This is a genomic window from Micromonospora sp. DT15, from assembly GCF_049841475.1.
In the GTDB taxonomy this organism is placed as follows: domain Bacteria; phylum Actinomycetota; class Actinomycetes; order Mycobacteriales; family Micromonosporaceae; genus Micromonospora.
This window is the reverse complement of sequence record NZ_JBNCKJ010000008.1, coordinates 341707-361116: the sequence shown is the minus strand read 5'-3', so window position 1 is coordinate 361116 and position 19410 is coordinate 341707. Positions and strand designations below refer to the sequence as shown.

Here is a 19410-nt window from a genome sequence, read left to right as displayed (position 1 = left end):
CTACATCGCCCGACAGCTATACCGCACCATCACCACCCACCACCGCACCTCTTGACAACCCCCACTCACAGATCGGCAGGACACGCCCTAGCCGGACCTGTCACCCGCGTCGGGATCGCACTCGGGCTCCGCCCAGGCGAGGTCTTGGGGCTGCGGTGGGATGACATTGACCTCATCGCTGGAACGCTGCGTGTGCGGGGACAGTTGCAGCGTGACCCTGACACGGGGGTTCGCTCTTCGTGGAAACCAAGACTGCCCGGTCTCGCCGAACTCTTCCGCTGCCGCCCACCCTTCTCGCCCGGGCGTGCCCGCCCGCGTGGTCAGGGGCGCTGTGGTCCGGTGAGTAGGTTGGCTGCTCGCCTTGGGGACGGCAAGCAAAAGGCCCAGGTCATGATCGGCGATCAAGCCGGTGACCTGGGCCTTTCCATGGAGCCGCCTGACGGAATCGAACCGTCGACCTACGCATTACGAGTGCGTCGCTCTAGCCGACTGAGCTAAGGCGGCAACGATCAGCAAGTGTACGGCACCCCGGCGCCACCGACCGAACGGGATACCCCCGTCGCGCCGGCCAGCACCAACCGGACATCGGCTGCCATCTGGACGATTACCAGACAGCGGATGATCGGGTCCGGGACTACGCTGCGGCGGGTGAGCGACGAACGCGACGATTCCCCCCACCCGGAGCGTCCTGACCGTGCGCCGGCCGGTGAACGCGCCGCCCACCGGCCGCGTAGCACCGACCCGCTGGAGTTGGGCTTCACGCCGCGCAAGCCGGTGCCGTGGCTGGCGCCGTTCCTGTTGATCAGCACCGGCATCCGGACGCTGCTGGCGGTGCTCTTCGGGGCGTACCTCGACAAGCGCGAGTTGCAGAACGCGTTCGGCGACGACGTCTTCCGCCAGGTCGGGCCGGACGGCGGGCTGTGGCTCGACTACGTGGCCGACCTCGGCGACGGCTTCAACGCCACCTACTCCGTGGCGTACCTGCTGGCGCAACCCGAGCTGACCGTCGACGGGCACCGCCTACCCCGGGCGCAGACGCTGGTGATGGGCGGCGACCAGGTGTACCCGTCGGCGGCCTACGCCGCGTACGAGGACCGGTGCAAGGGCCCCTACCAGGCTGCCCTTCCGGTGGCGCCGGCCGAGAAGCCGACGCTCTTCGCGGTGCCGGGCAACCACGACTGGTACGACGGCCTCACCGCGTTCCTGCGGTTGTTCGTCCGCTCCCGGGACCGCAACTTCGCGGGCTGGGGCACCGGGCAGTCCCGCTCCTACTTCGCCGTGGAGTTGCCGGCCGACTGGTGGTTGCTCGGCGTGGACGACCAGTCCGGCTCATACCTGGACGACCCGCAGCTGGCCTACTTCGACGAGGTGGCCCGCCGGCTCGGGCCGGAGTCCAAGGTGATCATCGCGGCGCCGGCGCCGACCTGGGTCAAGGCCGCCGACGACCCCACCGCGTACGACTCGATCGACTACTTCATCCGCACGATCATCGACCCGACCGGGGCGCGGGTGCGGCTGTTGCTCTCGGGCGACCTGCACCACTACGCCCGCTACTCGGGGGCCGACCGGCAGCTGATCACCTGCGGTGGGGGCGGCGCGTACCTCTACCCCACGCACAAGCTGCCAGAGCGCATCGAGGTGCCGCCGCGGGACACGCTGACCCGCAAGGCCAGCACCGCCCAGCCGTACGACCTGGTGGCCCGTTACCCTGACGCCGCGCGGTCGCGCCGCTACGGCTGGGGCATCTTCCCCCGGTTGCCGTTGCGCAATCCCGGCTTCACCACGTTGCTCGGCACCCTGCACACCCTGCTGATGCTGGCCATGGCCGGTGCGACGGCAAACTGGGCCGACAGCACCGACCAGCGGCTGTTCAGCGTCCCGCTGGTGGTGATGGTGCTCGTGACGGTGATCGCGGCGGCCCTGTTCGCTAAGCCGCCGAGCGCGAGCGGCAAACGCCACGTGCGGCACTGGATCCTCGGCGTCGGCCACGGCGTGGCGCAGGTGGCCCTGGCGGCGGGCGGCACGTGGGTCTGGTTGGCGCTGCCGTTCTACGACTGGCCATGGCCGCTGCCGGCGGTCGCCGCGGCGGTGCTCTACGGCCCGGTGATCGGACTGGTCGCCAGCCAACTGGTGGCGGCGTACCTGCTGGTGGCGGGCTCGTTCGGAGTGAACGTCAACGAACTCTTCGCCGGCCAAGGCATCGAGGACTCGAAGTCGTTCCTGCGACTGCGCATCGACCCGGACGGCACGTTGACCATCTACCCGCTGGGGGTGGACCGGGTCTCCCGCGACTGGCAGGTGAACCCCGACCAGTCCCCCACCCAGAGTTGGCTGACCCCCAAGTCCCCCCTGACCCCCCGCCTGACCGAACCCCCCACAGTCCTGCGCTGACCAACCCACCCCACCACCCACCCCACCCCCTACCCCCACCTACCTGCCAACCTCACCACCGTTGATCATGAAGTTATTGTCCCGACACGCCGTTCGGGATGGCAATAACTTCATGATCAACGCCGGAGAGGCGGACCGGCGGTGGGAGGGTGGGGGTGGGTGGGTTAGGGGGTGTATTGCTGGTTGTGGGCTTGGCGGGAGCCGCAGACGTCGGCGCGGGAGCACATGGAGCGCGAGCCGTCGGCATCCAGGCGTACGGTCACCGCGTCACGGGGGACGCTGTGGCCGACGACCCGGCCGTCACCCTCGGGGGTGGAGACCCGACTACCGACCGCCGGGGCGGTCTCCTGAAAGCGCTGGTACAGCGGATGCTCGTACTTGAGGCAGCACATCAGCCGCCCGCACGCGCCGGAGATGCGCAGCGGGTTGAGCGGAAGGTCCTGGTCCTTCGCCATCCGGATGGTCACCGGCTCGAAGTCGGTGAGGAACGTGGCGCAGCACAGGTCCCGACCGCAGGAGCCGATGCCGCCCTGCACCCGCGCTGAGTCGCGGGCGGAAAGCTGACGCAGCTCCACCCGACAGTGCAGGGTCGCGCCCAGGTCGCGGACGAGGGACCGGAAGTCCACCCGGTGCGGGGCGGTGAAGTAGACGGTGCTGCGCTCACCGCCGCTCTCGGCGGAGCCGAGCACATGGTCGACCGCCACCACCTTCATCGGCAGGCCGTGCGAGCGGATCAGCCGTTTCGCGGCCACCTTGGCCTCGGCCTTGCGGCGACGCAACGCCTCGTCCCGGCGGAGGTCGTCGTCGCCGGCCAACCCGACCAGGCGGGGGAAGCCGTCGGTTTCCTCGGTCACCCACTGCGCGGCCCACACGCACTCCGCCACCTCGGGCCCGTCATCGGTGGGCACCAGCACCCGGTCGCCCACCTGCGGACGCAACTCGCCCGGGTCGAGGTAGTAGAGCCGCCCGTACCGGTTGAAGCTGACCGCGCAGAGCATGCCCATCCCCCCACCCTACGACGGGTCACGGCGCAAGGCGCACCGGCCGGCTACGCCCCGCTGCCATTCATGACCGTCGACTCGACCTATTGCCTGGCGTCCCGTCGTGCCGTTGCTGCTCGCCCGGACGGTTGAATCCGGGGCCGGGCAGGAGACAAGACGTGCCTCGGCGGCGTTGAGTGGAGGCATACCTGCGGGGGGTGCAGGGGGAAGACCACGGCGTCGCCGTGGGCGACGGCTTCAGGTCAGGCGCCCGCGAGCGACGCCGTGGCCTGTCCGAGGCAGAACGGTCATGGCCGGAGGCCGAGAGGCGGGCGACGCGACCACGGCCGGAGGGCCGAACGGCGGGGCGACGCGACCACGGCCGGAGGGCCGGGCTCAGCTACCAGCCGACCCGGGTGGGCTGGTCGTAGTGGGGACGCCCGTCCGTTGGCGGACGCCACGCGGTCTCGGCCAGGCTCGGCCCCCACTGACGCAGCAGCGTCTCCGCACCGTCGTACGCGACGCAGAGCACCGCCAGCACCCGTGCGGCGATCTCGGCGGCGTCGGCCACACCGGGCCCGACGGGCCCGGGGCGGGTCGACGCACCGGCGGCGGTGGCGGCGACCACGGCGACCGCTTCGGCCGAGCGCAGCACGTCGGCCAATGTGCGGGCCAGCGCGAGTCGGCTGCCCTCCACCCAGTCGGCGAGGGCGTCGGCGTAACCGGCGGTGGATTCGAGTCGCCCGACCAGGCTGTCCGGCCCCTCGTCGAGGTGGCGCAGCAGCGCGGCCCGCTGTTGCCCGTACGCCGTGGCGGCCGGACCGGACCAGAGCACCGGGTCGGTGAGCGCGGCGGAGACGTCGTCGTACCCCCGGACGAGCCGGCGCACCGCGTGGCCGGCGCTGGCGAGCGGCACGGGGTGCAGGTCGAGGAAGCCGCGGACCGCGTCGCCCGGCAGCACCTGCATGCGGCGCAGCAGCGGCCAGACCCGGTGCCCCTCGGGGACACCGGCCGCGATCAGTCTGTCCACCCGGCGGAGCAGGTCGAGGCCGGGCTCGGCGAGCCGGTCCAGCGCGTCCATCACGGTTCCCCGGTGAGCCGGCGGCGGGCCGCCCGGTCGACCTCGGCGTAGCGGTCGGCGGCCTCCCGCACGGCAGCCGCGGCGGCGGCCAGTCGACCGGCCGCAGCGCGGGCCTCCCGGGCCCGGTCGTCGGTGGCGTTGGTCCACTGCCGGTGCAGCGCCCGACCGATCTCGCCCGGGCGGCCCGGTGCGTCGGCGCCGAACGCGGCCTGGGCCGGATCGCTGGCGGTGACGGTGTGCGAAACGACTGTGAGCGTGGCGCTCGCCTCGTCCAGTCGGGCGGAGAGCGCGCGCAGTGTGTCCATCTCAGGCCCCCGCGAGCGGTCGGTAGGCGGCGAACGTCTCGTTGTGCAGCTTTTCCCGGGCCCATTCGGCGGCGTCGGCCGCCGCGGTGACCGCAGCCTGCACGGAACCGGCAACGTCGCGCGGGCTGCGGCTGTGCAGCGGCCCGAGGAACCGGACGTCGGTGATGCGTCCACCGGCGGTGACCACCACCTCGACCAGGCCGTCCGGCGAGCGGACGGTCACTTCGACGGTCGACACCGCCTGGTCGAACTCGGCCTGGAGGGACTCGATCCGGCGGTAGCGTCGCACCGCTTCCTCGATCCAGGCCTCGTCGATCTCCCCCCGCGGCATCGGCCGACTCCTCCCGGGTGATTCATCACTCAGTGTGGTGCCACCGTCACCACGGCACAGGGACCGTACCGCACCGCAATCGGGCCTGTCGATGCCTGTGGACAACGGCCGGGAAGTGCGGGTCAGCCCTTCCAGAGGGCGAGCATCATCGCCTCGACCGCGATCCGCGGCTTGACGTTCGCCTCGATCGCGGCACGGCAGGCGAGCACGGCCTCCAGCCGGCGCAGCGCCCCGTCGGCGTCCCACTTCTGCGCGCCAGCACCGGCGAGCGCGGCCGTGTCGGTGTGCACCGGGGCGACGGGTGCGCGCAGCGCCATGGTGAGCGCGTCCCGGTAGAAGCCCGCGAGGTCGACCAGCGCCCGGTCCAGTGCGTCCCGCTGGGCCCGGGTGGCCCGGGACTTCTGCCGCTTCTCCAGCTCCTTGAGCTGCCCGGCAGCGCCTCGCAGGGCGCCGGCCGCGCCCCGGCCGGTGCCGCCCGCGCCGAGCGCGGTCTCCAGTGCCGCCCGCTCGGTCGTGTCGGCCTCGGTGACCGACGCCTCAGCCTCGGCCTCGGCGGCCTCGATGAGTGCGGACGCCGCGTCGAACGCCGCGCCGACACCGGTCAACCGGCGGGGCACCGCGAGCACCGCCTCGCGTCGTTTGCGGGCCTCCGGGTCGCGGGCCAGTCGGCGGGCCCGACCCACGTGACCCTGCGCGGCCGACGCCGCCCACTGCGCCACGTCGGGCGCGATGCCGTCCCGACGAACCAGCACCTCGGCCACCGCGGCGGCCGGCGGCTGCCGCAGGGGTACGACCCGGCAGCGCGACCGGATGGTCACCGAGATGTCGTCCGGGTGGGTGGACGGGGCGCAGAGCAGGAAGACCGTGCGCGGCGGTGGTTCCTCGATCGCCTTGAGCAGCGCGTTGCCGGCGGCCTCGGTGAGCCGGTCGGCGTCCTCGATGACCACCACCTGCCAGCGCCCGCCGGACGGGGTGCTGGCCGCGCGGAGCACCAGGGCGCGCATCTCGCCGACGCCGATGGAGAGCCCTTCCGGCACCACCATCCGCACGTCGGCGTTGGTGGCACCCATTGTGGTGTGGCAGCCGGGGCACTCACCGCAGCCGGTGCCGTGCACGCACTGGAGTGCGGCGGCGAACGCGCGTGCGGCGACCGAGCGGCCGGAACCGGGAGGCCCTGTGAAGATCCAGGCGTGCGTCATCCCGGCGGACGGGTCCACGGCGGTCCCCGCCTCGTCGGCTGCGGACTCGTCACCGCCGGTCGGGCCGGCGGTGACCAACGCGGCTGCGCCAGCACGCAGGACGGCGGCGGCCGCCGCTGCGGCGCGCCGCAGCTCGACCACCGCCTCGTCCTGGCCGACCAGGTCGGCGAAGACGTCCGGCATCAGGTCTTGTGCTCCATCGTCACCAGCTCCGCGTCGGATAACTCAGGTTGCACCGAGGTGTCCGGGCCCTGCGCCGGTCGCGGGTGCACGATGCCACCCGGCTTGCCGAGCATCTCCTCGACCCGCCGGACCACCAGCCCGGTGATCTCGTCGGCCGGCCGGGACGCGTCGAGCACCAGGTAGCGCTTCGGGTCGGCGGCGGCGAGGTCGAGGAACGCGTACCGGACGCGCTCGTGGAAGGCGACCGACTCGGCCTCCAGCCGGTCGGTGCCGGTGTTGCGCGAGGCCACCCGGGACAGACCGGTGCGCGGTTCGACGTCCAGCAGCACCACCAGGTCGGGCTTGAGCCCACCGGTGGCCCAGGAGGAGAGCCAGGAGACCTCGTCGACGGGCAGTGTCCGGCCGGCGCCCTGGTACGCCAGGGACGAGTCGACGTACCGGTCACTGATCACCACACCGCCCCGAACCAGCGCGGGCCGGACGACGGTGGCCACGTGGTGCGCCCGGTCGGCGGCGTAGAGCAGCGCCTCGGCCCGGGGGGAGGGCGCGTCGTCGCCGGAGGTGTCCAGCACCAGCGACCGGATTCGCCGGCCGACGCCGGTGGCCCCCGGCTCGCGGGTGAGCACCACCTCTCGACCGTGACCGCGCAGCCGCTCGGAGAGCGCGGTGAGCTGGGTGGACTTTCCCGCGCCCTCGCCGCCCTCGAAGACCACGAAGAGCCCGGCGGAGACGAACGGCTCGGCGGGCATCAGCGGACGGCCCCGGATGGAGCCCCACAGGTCGGCGAGGACCGGGACGCCCTTCTTGTCGTCCATCTGGCCGAACGCGCTGATCCCGGCGAAGATGCCGGCAGCACCGGCGGCGAGCAGCAGCAGTCGGGTGGAGGAGACGGAGATGCCGAGGTCGGCGATCTCCAGCTTGCGCGAGCCACCGACGCCGACCAACACGCTGCTCAGCCCGATGGCCAGGATCAGCACCAGTCGGGTGCCGATCTGCACCACCGCGAAGACCCGGCCGCGCACCTCGTCGGCCACTTCCCCGCCCAGCAGCGTGGTGCCGGCCAGGAAGGCCATCCCGGCACCGGCGCCGACCAGCACCGCGCCGACGATCGCCATGGACAGGTGAATGGCGAAGGCGAGGGTCATCACCGCGGCGCTGGCCAGCACGATGCTCATGCCGAACCAGCGACGCCGGGACATCTCCTTGACGACCATCGGGCCGAGCCCGATGCCGAGCGCCAGGCCGACGAAGATCGCGCCGAAGAGCAGCGAGAACGCGGCATCACCGGCGCCCAGTGAGTTGGCGAAGAACTTGGCGGTACCGACCACGATGCCGCCGCCGGCGAACGCGCCGAAGATGCCCAGCACCAGGCCGCGGACGAGCGGGGTCTGGCCGATGTACTTCCAGCCCTCGGAGAACTGCCGGAACATGCTCTGCTCGGCACGCTCCGCCTCGCCGCGCTGCGCCTCGCTGATCTCCTTGATCCCGAACGCCACCACCAGTGCGGTGGCGAGCCGGGAGAAGGCGTTGAACCAGAGTGCGAGCTGGGCCGGCTCGGCCCAGGAGGGCAGGTCGCCGCCGACGGCACCACGGACGCCACGGTCGAGCACGGCGAGGCCGATGGCGGCGGCGACCGGGGTGAGGCCGTAGGTGGTGATCAGGGTGAGCTGGTTGGCCGCTTCCAGCCGGGCCCGCGGGATCAGGTTCGGGACCGCGGCCTCCTTGGCCGGGATCCAGAGCAGGGTGAGCGACTCGATCAGGAAGGTGGCGATCAGCGCCCAGCCGACCACCAGGCCGCCCGCGGCCCCGCTGAGGGCGTAGAGCGGAATGGACGCGAAGAGCACGAAGCGCAGCAGGTCGCAGATCACCATCGTCCAGCGCCGGTCGAACCGGTCGGCGAAGACGCCGGCCACCGGGCCGAGCACCAGCGCGGGCAGCAGCCGGATCGCGGTGACCCCGCCGAACGCGGCACCCTGGGCGGTGCTGCCCTGCACCTGCGAGGCGGCGAAGAGGGCGGTGGCCAGCAGGCCGAGCCAGTCACCGAAGGAGGCCGCGCCGAGCACGATCCAGAGCCGGCGGAACGGCCGGATGCGCAGCACGGACCGGATCGCGGCATAACCGGACGGATCGACCTGACCGGAGCTGGACTGGTTGGCGGCGTTGCCCGACTGGTCACCCGAGCGCGACACGCCGGGCGACTCGCCGCTGTTCTGGCTTTCGATGGCCGTACCTCCACGTGCCGGCCCATCGCTGGGCACCTCCGGTGCAACACTCTAGACCCGGTGGGGGCCACCCCCCGGGCGACATTCTCCTGCTCGCTGAGCCTAGGCCGCCGGAGCTACCGACCGCAGCCCGGACGTACGCGAGGGTATTTCGCATTTTCCGTCAGACAGTTAGCGTGCACACGTGGCCATCGAAAGCGACAAACTTCGCGAGCGCCTGGATCGGGCGACTGCCCACCTCGACCCCCCGTACGCGGTGGTCGACCTCACCGCCTTCGACGCCAATTCGGCCGCCCTGGCCGACCGCGCAGCGGGAAAACCGGTCCGGCTCGCCAGCAAGTCGGTCCGCAGCCGGGAATTGATCAGTCGAGCCCTCGCCCGGCCCGACTGGCAGGGCGTGATGGCCTTCACACTGCCCGAGGCGATCTGGTTGGTCCGCGCCGGCGCCAGCGACGACGTGCTGGTCGCGTACCCGAGCGCCGACCGGGCCGCCCTCGCCGAGCTGGGCGCCGACCAGACACTCGCCGCGGCGATCACCCTGATGATCGACAGCGCCGGCCAACTCGACCTCATCGACGCCATCAAGGCCCCGGGGCAGCGCGCCCAGCTACGGCTCTGCCTGGATCTGGATGCCTCCTGGCGACCAGTACGCGGGGTGCACGTCGGCGTCCGCCGCTCACCGGTGCACAGCGCCCGGGCTGCCGGCGCGCTCGCCGCAGCCGTCGCCCATCGGCCCGGCTTCCGGCTGGTCGGGCTGATGTCGTACGAGGCGCAGATCGCCGGCCTGGGTGACGCGCCGCCGGGCAAAACGCTGCTAGCGGGCGCGATCAGGCTGGCCCAGCGCGGGTCGTACCGCGAGTTGCTGGCCCGCCGTGGCGCGGCGGTCGCCGCGGTACGCGAGCACGCCGACCTGGAATTCGTCAACGGCGGCGGCACCGGCAGCATGGCCGCGACCAGCGCCGATCCCGCGGTAACCGAGATCACCGCGGGATCGGGCCTGTACGGGCCGACGCTGTTCGACGCGTACCGCGCCTGGCGGCCCACCCCGGCGGCGTTCTTCGCCTGCGCTGTGGTCCGCCGACCGACGCCGGAGCTGGCGACGGTGCTCGGCGGCGGCTGGATCGCCTCCGGCCCGGCCGCCGACAGTCGACTGCCCCGGCCGTGGCTACCGGCAGGGCTGAAGCTGGTCGGCACCGAGGGCGCCGGCGAGGTGCAGACTCCGCTGTCCGGAGCGGCGGCAGCCGGGCTGCGCGTCGGCGACCGGGTGTGGTTCCGGCACGCCAAGGCGGGTGAGCTGTGTGAACGGGTCAACGAGCTGCACCTGATCGAGGGCGACACGGTCGTGGCGACCGTCCCCACCTACCGGGGTGAGGGGCAGGCCTTCCTTTGAGATCGGGCAACCGCCCCCACCGCCGGCCGGGGCCGGCGCCCCACGCCGACTCAGGCGGGTTGGGGCGCCTCGGCCTGCTTGCCGACTGCGGACCTGCCGTTGTCCGGGCCGTCGACCTGGCGGTGCAGGTACTCCCGGATCAACGCCTTCGCCTCCAGCAGCACCCGCTCGTCACCGTCGGACTTCCGACGGAACGCGAGCTTGATCAGCGCGTCCGCCGCCTCGACGGCGATCTCCAGCACGAAGCGCAGCTTGGGCACGTCGGTGAGCCCGAAACGCTCGGTGAGCACCCGGGCCAACTGGTCGGCGATCACGCCGTTGTTGTCCCGCTGCTCGTCGAGCAGGTGCAGGTCGACCACGTCGCCGAAGTGCAGGGTACGGAAGCCGGGGACGGTGCGGTGCATCGTGATGTACTCGTCGATGCCCGCGTCGACGCCGTCCCACCAGTGGGTCATCTCGTCGGAGGCGAACCGCTCGTCGAGGCGCTGGAGGTAGGACTCCATGGTCCGCAGGGTCAACGCCTGCACGATGGCTCGCTTGTCCGGAAAGAACTGGTAGACCGACCCGATCGCCACCTCGGCCCGCTCGGCGAGCAGGGTGGTGGTCAGCCCTTCGTACCCCACCTCGTCGACGAGTTCGGCGCAGGCATCCAACATGCGCTGTACCCGCGCGACACTTCGACCTTGCACCGGTACGCGGCGCAGCGGCCCGGTCGTGGCGGCTGGTGTGGACACTCTGCGCCACCCCCCTTCGACGGATGAACATATCTCCACGTCACGAGTCCGTGACTACCGGTACAACGAGCGGATCGCAATTGCGGTATTTACCAGCTAGAACGTTCCTGATATGAAGTCAGTTCATATTCATGAATGAGGAGCGCGCATGGTCCGCACCGCACCGCTCGGGGCTGGATGGTCCAACTGGGCCGGGAACCAGCGTGGCAGCGCCAGCGCGATCCTGCGCCCCGGCTCGCCGACCGACGTCGTAGAAGCCGTCAGATCTGCCGCCGACGACGGCGGTCGGATCCGGGTGGCGGGCAGCGGCCACTCGTTCACCGCCGTCGCGCTCGCCGACGACCGTCGGATGAACCTGTCCGACCTGGACACCACCGTCAGCGTGGACGTCGCACACCGACTGGTCACCGTGCCGGCGGGCATGACCCTGCACACGCTCAACGGCCTGCTCGCCCGCCACGGCCTCGCGCTGCCCAACCTCGGCGACATCGACGCGCAGACCGTCGCCGGGGCGATCTCCACCGGCACCCACGGCACCGGAGCCGGCTACGGGTGCCTCTCCACCTTCGTCGAGGCGATCACACTGGTCACCGGCACCGGCGAGGTTCTGCGCTGCTCCGCCGACGAGCATCCCGACGTCCTCGCTGCCGCCCGGGTGTCGCTCGGCGCGCTCGGCGTTCTCGTCGAGGTGACCCTGCGTTGCGTGGACGCCTTCGTCCTGCGCGCCCACGAACGACCGGCCGAACTGGCCGACGTGCTCGGCGAACTACCCGAGCTGATCGGCCGACACGACCACGTCGAGTTCTACTGGTTCCCGTACACGTCCCGGGTCCAGGTCAAGGCCAACGACCGGGTACCCGCCAACGACCGGCCGCTGTCCCGCTGGCGCGGCTGGTTGGACGACGAATTCCTGCCCAACCGGGTCTTCGCCGGCGCCTGCCGACTCGGCCGGGCCGTGCCCGCGCTGGCCCCGGGGATCAGCGCGGTGTCCGCCCGCGCCCTCACCGAACGGCAGTACACCGGACGCTCCGACCGGGTCTTCTGCACGTCGCGCCGGGTCCGCTTCGTGGAGATGGAGTACGGCCTGCCCCGGGAGGCGTTGCCCGAGGCGCTCGCCGCGCTCCAGCGGATCGTGGACGGCCTGCCGTTCAAGGTGCTCTTTCCGGTGGAGGTGCGATTCACCGCCGCCGACGACATCTGGCTGTCGCACGGCTACGGCCGGGACAACGCCTACATCGCCGTGCACCAGTACGTCGGCATGCCGTACGAGCCGTACTTCCGGGCCTTCGAGCAGGTGGCTGCCGGGCTGGGCGGTCGCCCGCACTGGGGCAAGTTGCACTACCGCGACGCCGCCTCGCTGGCCACCGCGTACCCCCGATTCGCGGACTTCCAGGCCGTCCGCGACCGGCTCGACCCCCACCGCGTCTTCACCAACCCCCACCTGACGCACGTCCTCGGGGTCTGACGGCTCGCGTCGGACCGACGCGTGACGATCAGGTGACCCGAGGCGTGGTCAGTCGGTGTTGGAGGCGGCCTTGCGCGGGGCGGCCTTCTTCGCCGGAGCCTTCTTCGCCGCCGTCGCCTTGGCAGTGGTGGTCTTCTTCGCGGCCGTGGACTTGCTGGCGGCGGCCGTCTTCTTGGTGGCCGTCGCCTTCTTCGCGGGCGCCTTCTTCGCCGCCGCCTTCTTCCGCGGCGCCGGACCCTTGGCCCGCTTCTCGGCCAGCATTTCGGACGCTTCCTCGATGGTCAGCGCCTCCGGCGTCTGCCCGCGCCGCAGCGACGCGTTGAACTCCCCGTCGGTCACGTACGGACCGAACCGGCCGTCCTTGATCACCATCGGCTTCTCGGTCGCCGGGTCCACGCCCATCTCGCGCAGCGGCGGCGCCGCGGCTCGCCGTCCACGGGCCTTCGGGGCGGCCAGCAGAGCCAGCGCCTCGTCCAGACCGACGGTGAACATCTGGTCCTCGGACTCCAGCGAACGGAACTCCTCGCCCCGCTTGACGTACGGGCCGTAGCGACCGTTGTTCGCGAAGATCTCGACGCCGTCCGGCGCGACACCGATCAGCCGGGGAAGGCTGAGCAGCTTGAGCGCCTCCTCCAGAGTCAGCGAGTCCGGGGTCTGCGTACGCAGCAGCGACGACTTGCGCTCGCCGCTGGACACGTACGGGCCGAACCGGCCGGACTTGAGCACGATCGGCTCGCCGGTGCCGGGGTCGTCGCCGAGCTTGCGCTCGCCGCTGCCGCCCAGGAACAGCTCGTGCACCTTCTCCGGGGTCAGCTCGTCCGGGGCCAGGCCCTCGGGGATCGGCGCCCGGTCACCCTGGGTGCCGCCCTCCTCGCCCTCACCGGAAGCCGCGGCCGGTGCCGGCTGCTCGCCGCCGGGCAGCTCCCGTTGCAGGTACGGCCCGTAGCGGCCGACCCGCACGACGACCTCGCGGCCGTCGTCGTCGGTGAAGAGCGGGATGGAGTTGACGCTGCGGGCGTCGATGTCGTTGAGGTTCTCGGTGACCAGCTTCTTGAGCCCGCCGGAACGAGCGATGTCCTGGTCGCCGGCACCGTTGGCGCTGCCGAAGTAGAACGCCGTGAGGAAGTCGACCGCCGCGTGGTCACCGCCGGCGATCTCGTCCAGCTCGTTCTCCATGGTGGCGGTGAAGTCGTAGTCGATCAGGCGGGGGTAGTGCCGCTCCATCAGCCCGATCACCGCGAAGGCCAGGAAGGTCGGGATCATCGCCTGGCCGCGCTTGGTGACGTACCCCCGGTCCTGGATCGTCTGCATGATCGACGCGTAGGTGGACGGGCGGCCGATGCCCAGCTCTTCCAGGGCCTTGACCAGCGACGCTTCGGTGTAGCGCGACGGCGGCTGGGTGTGGTGGCCCTGCGCGGCCAGCTCGTCGGCGGTCAGCCGCTGGTCCTTGACCAGGGTGGGCAGCCGACGCTCGGCGTCCTCGGCCTCGGCGTTCTCGTCGTCGCTCGACTCGACGTAGGCGCGCAGGAAGCCCGGGTCGGTGATGGTCTTGCCGGTCGCGCCGAAGTCGGCTTCCTCCTGCGAGGTGGAGACCGCCCGGATGCGCACCGACACGCTGGAGCCGACCGCGTCGGTCATCTGCGAGGCGATGGTGCGCCGCCAGATCAGCTCGTAGAGCTTGAACTCCTCGGCGGACAGCTCCTTGGCCACCTCGCCCGGGGTACGGAAGTTGTCCCCCGCCGGGCGGATCGCCTCGTGCGCCTCCTGCGCGTTCTTCACCTTGCCGGTGTAGCGGCGCGGCTCCGGCGGAACGCTGCGCTCGCCGTACAGCTCGACAATCTGTCGGCGGGCCGCCGAGATGGCGGTCTCCGACAGGTTGACCGAGTCGGTACGCATATAGGTGATGTAGCCGTTCTCGTACAGGCGCTGCGCGGTGCGCATCGTCTGCTGCGAGGACAGGCGCAGCTTGCGGGCCGCCTCCTGCTGGAGGGTCGAGGTGATGAACGGCGCGTACGGGCGACGGCGGTAGGGCTTCTCCTCCACCCGGGTGACGGTGAACGGCCGCCCCTCCAGTCGGGCCGCGAGACCCCGGGCGCCGCTCTCGTCGAGGTGCACGACGCCGGCGCCGGCCCGGACGCGACCGGTGGTCGGCTCGAAGTCCTTACCGGTGGCGATCCGGTCGCCGTTGAGAGCGATCAGGGTGGCGTTGAACGCACGCGGGCCCTCACCGGCGTTGGCCACCGCGAGGCTGGCCAGGATGTCCCAGTATTCGGCGGTGCGGAAGGCCATCCGCTGCCGTTCCCGCTCGACCACGATGCGGGTCGCCACGGACTGCACCCGGCCCGCCGAGAGCCGTGGCATGACCTTCTTCCACAGCACCGGGGAGACCTCGTAGCCGTACAGGCGGTCGAGGATCCGGCGCGCCTCCTGGGCGTCCACCAGATCGCGGTCGATCTCCCGGGGGTTGGCCACCGCCGCCTGGATTGCCGGCTTGGTGATCTCGTGGAAGACCATCCGCTTGACCGGGACCTTGGGCTTGAGCGTCTCGACCAGGTGCCAGGCGATGGCCTCGCCCTCACGGTCCTCATCCGTCGCCAGGAAGATCTCGTCGACTTCCTTTGCCAGCTTCACCAGCTTGCTGATCTGCTGCTTGCGGTCGGCGGAGACGACGTAGAGCGCCTGGAAGCCGTTGTCGACGTCCACCCCGAGACGGGCCCAGGGCTCCTTCTTGTGCTTGGCCGGCACATCGGCGGCGTTGCGCGGCAGGTCGCGGACGTGACCGAAGCTGGCCTCCACGACGTACCCCGGGCCGAGGTAGCCCGAGATCGTCTTGGCCTTCGCCGGTGACTCGACGATGACCAGACGGGTGGTTCCAGCGTTGCTCGGCACGTCTCTCCCCGACCTCACTCCTGCTCGTGGCCTGCTGGCGCCCGGACAGCGACCGCTTTCGACCCCGCCGTCGCACCGGCGGTCCGGATGTCCAACGTAACGCGCCGCCCGCGTTTCGGGTTTCGCGGGCCGCAAACCGCTTCGACGCGGCTGTCGACGCCACTCCGCCGCGCTCGGCACTGCCGGACGGCGCCACCGTACACCGTGGGTAGGGCTCGAAGCGGGTCACTGTGACGATGGCGGGCCCACGACCCGCCCGTTTTCCGCCTGGATCGACCCGCCGTCTGTCCGGCACCAGACACCCGGACACACCGTCTCAAGCCGCCGCCCAACCGCGTCGATCATGGACTTATGGTGGGCGTTTTGGCCCCGGACGAGCAATACGTCCCCCACCACAACTCCATGATCGACGCGATGAGGGGTGGATTAGGTTGGCCAGGCTTCGGGTGGTGTCGCGGGCGGCGGCCCGCCGACCAGCTCGGCGAGCCGCGCCAACCGGCGACGGCCGGTGATCCGGTACGCCGGGCCACCCTCACCCGGGCCGAGCAGCGCCCCGGCCAGCCCCGCCGAGGCGAGCGCCACGCCGATCGGCTCCCAACACTCCTGGTCGTCGACGCCCAGGCGCAACAGGAAGCAGTCCGGAGGCTCCGGCGTCCCGGCAGCGGCGAGCCACAGCCGCAACCGCCGACCGGTCAGGTGGAACGCGGCCGGCGGACGCTTCGTCGTACCGTGCAGCCAGGCGGCCGCCAGCGGCTTCAAGATCCGGGTGTACGACGTACGAACGGCGTGTCGCGCGCCCTCGGTCGGCTCCCAGCTCGCCGCCAGCCCACGCGACGCCAGCTCGGCGACGAGCACGTGCACCCGCCAGGCGGCGTCCACCTGCACCGAGAGCCGGGCGGTGCCGCCCATCCGGACCACCTCGGCCGGCCCGGCGAGCAGCCCGGCCAGGTCGGCGACTGTCGGTTCGGCCGCATCCGCGCCGAAGAAGACAAGTTGCCGGCCCGCGTCGTCCGTCTGGGGCGGGCCGTTCCGAACCGGGCCGTCCGGCGACGAGCGGTCCTGCGACGCGCCGCCACGGCGTCGCCCGGGAGTGGGCGTGTCGGACTCGGGCGCGGGGAACAGCGCCGGAGGCGGCTGTGCCTTCCCGGTGTCACCGAGCCCGCTCAGCGACACTCCGGCACCTCGTCGAATGCCTGTTTCAACTCCTCGGAGTTGAGCTTGCTGGTGTCCAGCGCGCCGGCGTCGTACTCCTTGTTGAGGGTCTCCACGGCGGCCCGCACGCCGTCGTAGAAGGCCGTCGGCTCGCCGGTGCCCAGGCCGTCGATGGTGTCCCGGGCACGGCCGTACGCGTCCCGCATCTTCCCCAGGGAGCTGCGGAAACCCGCGGAGATGGCCTCGCCGTTCTCCGCCTCCGGGATGCCCGCCTTCTCGACCTTGCTGCGCGCGGCCTCGCTGGCCTGCTCCGCCCCGTCGAAGAGCCGCACCAGGTTCTCCTTGGCCTGCGCCGGCGTGGTCTGCGCGGTCATCTGCTCGTCGGTGCTGCTGGTCAACTTGTTGATCTCGGAGCGCCACGGGGTGAGGGCGCCACAGACCGAGGCCGCCCAGGCCCGTGGGCTGGGGCCGCCGCCGCAGCCGGCCAGAACGACGATCGTGGCCAGGACCACCGTGAGCTTTCCGGCGGCAGACGCCCGGCACGTACGCATGCGTTGCAGCGTACGGCCTTTGGCCAGGTGTGGCATCGGGCCGGACGGCCGGGGTCCCCGGTCGACAAGCCACGTCGACCGGGGACCCCGGGCCGTTCCTGGATCAGGCGTTGACCGTCTCCGGGCGGTGGTCGGTGCTGCCCGCGCCGGTGTTGCCGTCGGCGTCCGAGTCGGACATCGCGATGCCCTTGCGCTTGCTGAACACCACCGACGCCACGATGATCAGCGTCGCGACCAGCGCGATGCCGACCCGCAGGCCGACGTTGCGGTCGTCGCCGACGCTCCAGGCCACCACGGCGGGCGCGATCAGCAGCGAGACCAGGTTCATCACCTTGATCAGCGGGTTGATCGCCGGGCCGGCGGTGTCCTTGAACGGGTCGCCGACGGTGTCGCCGATGACAGTGGCGGAGTGCGCCTCGGAGCCCTTGCCCCCGTACGCGCCGTCCTCGACCAGCTTCTTGGCGTTGTCCCAGGCCCCACCGGAGTTGGACAGGAACACCGCCATCAGGGTGCCGGCACCGATCGCACCGGCCAGGTACGCCGCGAGCGCGCCGGGCCCGAGGCCGAAGCCGACAGCGATCGGCGCCAGGATGGCGAGCAGGCCGGGGGTCATCAGCTCGCGCTGCGCGTCCCGGGTGCAGATGTCGACGACCTTGCCGTACTCCGGGCGCTGGGTGCCGTCCATGATGCCGGGCAGCTCACGGAACTGCCGGCGGACCTCCATCACCACGGCACCGGCGGAGCGGGACACCGCGTTGATGGCCAACCCGGAGAAGAGGAAGACCACCGCCGCGCCGATGATCAGGCCGACCAGGTTGCGCGGGTTCGCCACGTTCAGCGAGTTGAGGATCTCCGTACCGACGTCGCCCACGCCGGCGTCCTCGTACGCGCTGCGGAGCGAGTCGGTGTAGGAGCCGAACAGCGCGGTCGCCGCGAGGACCGCCGTGGCGATCGCGATGCCCTTGGTGATCGCCTTGGTGGTGTTGCCGACGGCGTCCAGTTCGGTGAGCGTGCGAGCGCCGTGCTCGTCGAGGTCACCGGACATCTCGGCGATGCCCTGGGCGTTGTCGGAGATCGGCCCGAAGGTGTCCATCGCGACGATGACGCCGACAGTGGTGAGCAGGCCGGTGCCGGCCAGCGCCACCGCGAACAGCGACAGCGTGATGGAGCTGCCGCCGAGGAGGAACGCCCCGAAGACGCCGGCGCCGATCAGGAGCGCCGAGTAGACCGCCGATTCCAGACCGATGCTGATGCCGGCCAGGATGACGGTTGCGGCACCGGTCTGCGAGCTCTTGCCGATGTCCTGCACCGGTCGCCGGTTGGTCTCGGTGAAGTAGCCGGTCAGCGCCTGGATCGCGGCGGCCAGCACGATGCCGATCACGACCGCGCCGATGGCGACCAGCCGGGGGTTGCCAGGCGCGTCGGTGAGCCCGCTGTCGAACTCGCCGAACGTCGCCGGCAGGTACGCGAAGGCGGCAACAGCCACCAGCACCGCGGAGAGCACAGCCGACAGGTAGAAGGCCCGGTTGATCGCGGTCAGGGCGTTGCGGTCGGTCGCACGCAGCCGGGTGATGAAGACGCCGACGATCGCGATCAGCACGCCGATGGTGGAGATGATCAGCGGGAAGACCAGGCCCTCCTCGCCGAACGCGGCGCGGCCGAGGATCAGCGCGGCGACCAGCGTGACCGCGTACGACTCGAACAGGTCGGCGGCCATGCCGGCGCAGTCACCGACGTTGTCGCCCACGTTGTCGGCGATGGTGGCGGCGTTGCGCGGGTCGTCCTCGGGGATGCCCTGCTCGACCTTGCCGACCAGGTCGGCGCCGACGTCGGCGGCCTTGGTGAAGATGCCGCCACCGACCCGCATGAACATCGCGAGCAGTGCGGCGCCGAAGCCGAAGCCCTCCAGCACTGTCGGCGCGTCACCCCGGTAGATCAGAACGACGAGCGCGGCACCGAAGAGGCCGAGGCCGACGGTGAAGAAGCCGACGACACCGCCGGTCCGGAACGCGATCTTCATGGCCGCCTCGCGGCCGCCTGCCCGCTCCCTCGCGGCGGCGGCCACCCGCAGGTTGGCTCTGGTGGCCAGCCACATGCCGGCACCGCCGATGAACGCGCTGAACAGGGCGCCCACCACGAAGAAGAGTGACCGGCCGAGCTTCACCGCGAGCTCGCTGCCGTCGGTGTCGTGCACCGGAAGCAGGAAGAGCAGCACGACGGCGATGACCACGAAGATCGCCAGGGTGCGGAACTGTCGGAGCAGGTAGGCCGAGGCGCCCTCCTGGACGGCCCCCGAGATCTCCTGCATTTTCTCGGTGCCCTTACCAGCGGCCAGCACCGTTTTCGTCAGGGCGGCAGCGAAACCAAGTGCCACCAGCGCGACAACCGCGGCGATGACGACGTAGGTGACATTGCTTCCGGTAAGGGAAAGCCCGCCGCCGTCGGCGGCCAAGGTCTCGGACATCTGTGTCCTCCTGTTACCGAACAATCGCGCCGGTGAGTGGAGACGCACTGACCGACGCCTGGATGCGGACTCG

At 71.4% G+C, this 19410-nt stretch carries 14 protein-coding genes and 1 tRNA gene; 3 read left to right on the top strand and 12 right to left on the bottom strand.

The window, feature by feature from the left end; all coding sequences use genetic code 11:
• Positions 1–427: 427 nt before the first annotated feature.
• A tRNA-Thr gene (locus ACLQ3F_RS20155) sits at positions 428–504 on the bottom strand.
• Positions 505–648: 144 nt separating this feature from the next.
• Here ACLQ3F_RS20155 and ACLQ3F_RS20150 point away from each other — a divergent pair.
• On the top strand, positions 649–2391 hold the full coding sequence (locus ACLQ3F_RS20150; protein WP_425850725.1) for a metallophosphoesterase family protein: 1743 nt from the start codon (positions 649–651) through the stop codon (positions 2389–2391).
• A 164-nt stretch (positions 2392–2555) separates the two neighbouring features.
• On the opposite strand, the gene ACLQ3F_RS20145 is transcribed toward ACLQ3F_RS20150, so the two are convergent.
• The 6 genes from ACLQ3F_RS20145 to tmk form a co-directional block, all read right to left on the bottom strand.
• The gene (locus ACLQ3F_RS20145; protein WP_357198373.1) at positions 2556–3395 is read right to left on the bottom strand and encodes a PSP1 domain-containing protein; all 840 of its coding nucleotides are present in this window, start codon (positions 3393–3395) and stop codon (positions 2556–2558) included.
• Positions 3396–3771: 376 nt separating this feature from the next.
• Positions 3772–4452 carry a hypothetical protein gene (locus tag ACLQ3F_RS20140; protein ID WP_357198376.1) on the bottom strand — a complete coding sequence of 227 codons (681 nt, stop codon included), beginning with the start codon at positions 4450–4452 and terminating at the stop codon, positions 3772–3774.
• Positions 4452–4757, bottom strand: a complete 306-nt coding sequence (locus ACLQ3F_RS20135) for a type VII secretion target (RefSeq protein WP_357198378.1) — start codon at positions 4755–4757, stop codon at positions 4452–4454. The genes ACLQ3F_RS20140 and ACLQ3F_RS20135 overlap by 1 nt, the downstream gene beginning before the upstream one ends.
• Before the next feature lies 1 nt (position 4758).
• Positions 4759–5088 carry a YbaB/EbfC family nucleoid-associated protein gene (locus tag ACLQ3F_RS20130; protein WP_053659404.1) on the bottom strand — a complete coding sequence of 110 codons (330 nt, stop codon included), beginning with the start codon at positions 5086–5088 and terminating at the stop codon, positions 4759–4761.
• A gap of 122 nt (positions 5089–5210) precedes the next feature.
• Positions 5211–6470: a DNA polymerase III subunit delta' gene (locus ACLQ3F_RS20125; protein ID WP_425850721.1), complete on the bottom strand. Its 1260-nt coding sequence runs from the start codon at positions 6468–6470 to the stop codon at positions 5211–5213.
• Positions 6470–8569, bottom strand: coding sequence for a dTMP kinase (tmk, locus tag ACLQ3F_RS20120; RefSeq protein WP_357198405.1), 2100 nt, complete (start codon positions 8567–8569; stop codon positions 6470–6472). The genes ACLQ3F_RS20125 and tmk overlap by 1 nt, the downstream gene beginning before the upstream one ends.
• A gap of 307 nt (positions 8570–8876) precedes the next feature.
• On the opposite strand from tmk, the gene ACLQ3F_RS20115 reads away from it, so the two are divergent.
• Positions 8877–10082 carry an amino acid deaminase/aldolase gene (locus ACLQ3F_RS20115; RefSeq protein ID WP_425850719.1) on the top strand — a complete coding sequence of 402 codons (1206 nt, stop codon included), beginning with the start codon at positions 8877–8879 and terminating at the stop codon, positions 10080–10082.
• Positions 10083–10132: 50 nt separating this feature from the next.
• On the opposite strand, the gene ACLQ3F_RS20110 is transcribed toward ACLQ3F_RS20115, so the two are convergent.
• The gene (locus ACLQ3F_RS20110; RefSeq protein ID WP_355004910.1) at positions 10133–10738 is read right to left on the bottom strand and encodes a TetR family transcriptional regulator; all 606 of its coding nucleotides are present in this window, start codon (positions 10736–10738) and stop codon (positions 10133–10135) included.
• 226 nt (positions 10739–10964) lie between these two features.
• On the opposite strand from ACLQ3F_RS20110, the gene ACLQ3F_RS20105 reads away from it, so the two are divergent.
• A complete protein-coding gene (locus ACLQ3F_RS20105; protein ID WP_425850715.1) occupies positions 10965–12281 on the top strand; it encodes a D-arabinono-1,4-lactone oxidase in 1317 nt (438 codons plus the stop codon).
• Between the two features lie 48 nt (positions 12282–12329).
• Here the strand turns inward: ACLQ3F_RS20105 and topA are convergent, their stop codons facing one another.
• From topA to ACLQ3F_RS20085, 4 genes are all read right to left on the bottom strand, one after another.
• The gene (topA, locus tag ACLQ3F_RS20100) at positions 12330–15170 is read right to left on the bottom strand and encodes a type I DNA topoisomerase (RefSeq protein WP_425850713.1); all 2841 of its coding nucleotides are present in this window, start codon (positions 15168–15170) and stop codon (positions 12330–12332) included.
• A 426-nt stretch (positions 15171–15596) separates the two neighbouring features.
• The gene (locus tag ACLQ3F_RS20095) at positions 15597–16343 is read right to left on the bottom strand and encodes a hypothetical protein (RefSeq protein ID WP_425850710.1); all 747 of its coding nucleotides are present in this window, start codon (positions 16341–16343) and stop codon (positions 15597–15599) included.
• A complete protein-coding gene (locus tag ACLQ3F_RS20090) occupies positions 16334–16873 on the bottom strand; it encodes a hypothetical protein (protein WP_357198393.1) in 540 nt (179 codons plus the stop codon). Before ACLQ3F_RS20090 ends, ACLQ3F_RS20095 begins: the two co-directional genes overlap by 10 nt.
• 103 nt (positions 16874–16976) lie before the next feature.
• Positions 16977–19337: a sodium-translocating pyrophosphatase gene (locus ACLQ3F_RS20085; protein WP_357198396.1), complete on the bottom strand. Its 2361-nt coding sequence runs from the start codon at positions 19335–19337 to the stop codon at positions 16977–16979.
• Between the last annotated feature and the right edge of the window lie 73 nt (positions 19338–19410).